The 1,487-nt window shown below is 71.9% G+C and carries 1 protein-coding gene; it reads right to left on the minus strand.

What is annotated here, in order from left to right:
- Positions 1–133: 133 nt before the first annotated feature.
- Complete coding sequence (locus AC07FN_RS30855; protein ID WP_478398765.1) at positions 134–1,471, minus strand: aminotransferase class III-fold pyridoxal phosphate-dependent enzyme; 1,338 nt, start codon at positions 1,469–1,471, stop codon at positions 134–136.
- Positions 1,472–1,487: the final 16 nt, after the last annotated feature.

The raw sequence follows: 1,487 nt of genomic DNA on the forward strand, positions 1-1,487 counted from the left end.
GGGAGGGGGGGGGGGGGGGGGCGGGGAGGAGGGGGGGGGGGGGAGGACCTTTGGGGGTGGGGGAACCCGATGGGAGAGGCCCACCTTTGGGGGGGGGGGGGGGGGGGCCCCCCCCCCCCCCCCCCCGCGGCCCTCAGACCCAGGCCGACAGCCGGGGCAGCACGGACCGCAGCACCTCCGCGATCTCGTCGAACTCCGGCTGGTCGCAGATCAGCGGCGGCGCCAGGTGGATGTAGGGCTTGTCGTGGTCCCCGCACCGGATGTGCAGGCCCGCTTCGAACAGCTCGCGGCGCAGCCGCCGGTCGATGAGTTGCTCGCACTCCTCCGGCGAGAACGGCTCCTGCGTCGCCTTGTCCTTGATCAGCTCCAGGGAGAACAGGAATCCGGCACCCTGCACGTCGTTGACCACCGGCAGTTTCCGCAGACCCTCCAACGTGTTGCGCAGCGCCGCCTCCTTGTGCAGCACGTGCTCGTAGACGCGCTCCTGCTCCAGGACGTCCATGTTCGCCATGGCCACGGAGGTCGACACCGGGTGGCCGCTGAAGGTGTAGCCGTGGGCGAACATGACGTGCTCCGGCAGGAACGGTTCCAGCAGCCGCTCGGACGCGATCGTCGCGCCGAGCGGCGCGTAGCCGCTGGTGATCCCCTTGGCGCAGCAGATGATGTCGGGCTGGAAGCCGAAGCGGTCACAGCCGAAGAGGTGACCGAGCCTGCCGAAGGAGTCCACGATGTCGTCGGAGATCAGCAGCACGTCGTACTGGTCGCAGATCTCGCGGACGCGGGCGAAGTAGCCCTCCGGCGGCACCACGCAGGCGCTCGGGTGGGGCAGCGGCTCCAGGATCACCGCGGCGACCGACTCCGGGCCCTCCTGCTCGATGGCCGCCCGGATCTCCTCGGCGTCGTACGGGTCGGCCACGTTGCGGCTGACCGGCCCGCGCGGCTCGAAGATCTGGTGCAGCAGCGCGAAACCGCCCATCGCCACGGCCGCGTAGGTGCTGCCGTGGAAGGACCACTCGCGGCTGATCACCTTGTGCTTGCCGGTCCTCCCGGTCAGCGCGAAGTACTGGCGGGCCAGCTTCCACGCGCTGTCGACGGCTTCGCTGCCGCCGCAGGTGAAGAACACGCGGTTGAGGTCGCCGGGCGCCGCGGCGGCGAGCCGCTCGGCGAGCTCCACGGCGGGGCGGGGCGCGTGCTCCATCGCCGGGAAGTAGGCGAGCTCGGCTGCCTGCCGCGCCGCGGTGGCGGCGAGGTCCGGCCGCCCGTACCCCACCTGCACGACGAACGCGCCGGCGACCGCGTCGAGGTAGCGGCGCCCCTGTTCGTCCCAGACGTAGGGCCCCTCACCGCGGGTGATGATGGACACCGGCCCGTCCGTCGGCTCGCCGTAGCCCCGCATGAGGTGATCGCGGGCGGCGAGCCCGAGGCGGCTGTCGGCGGGCTGCGCGGTGGTGGATTCGGAGGTCAGAGTCATCGGCGATCCTTTTCTC

The organism is Saccharopolyspora sp. NPDC045941, from assembly GCF_056431445.1.

Bases quoted from the DNA above. Each gene is read 5' to 3' on its own strand.
- AC07FN_RS30855 (WP_478398765.1), bottom strand. From the start codon at position 1,471: ATGACTCTGACCTCCGAATCCACCACCGCGCAGCCCGCCGACAGCCGC.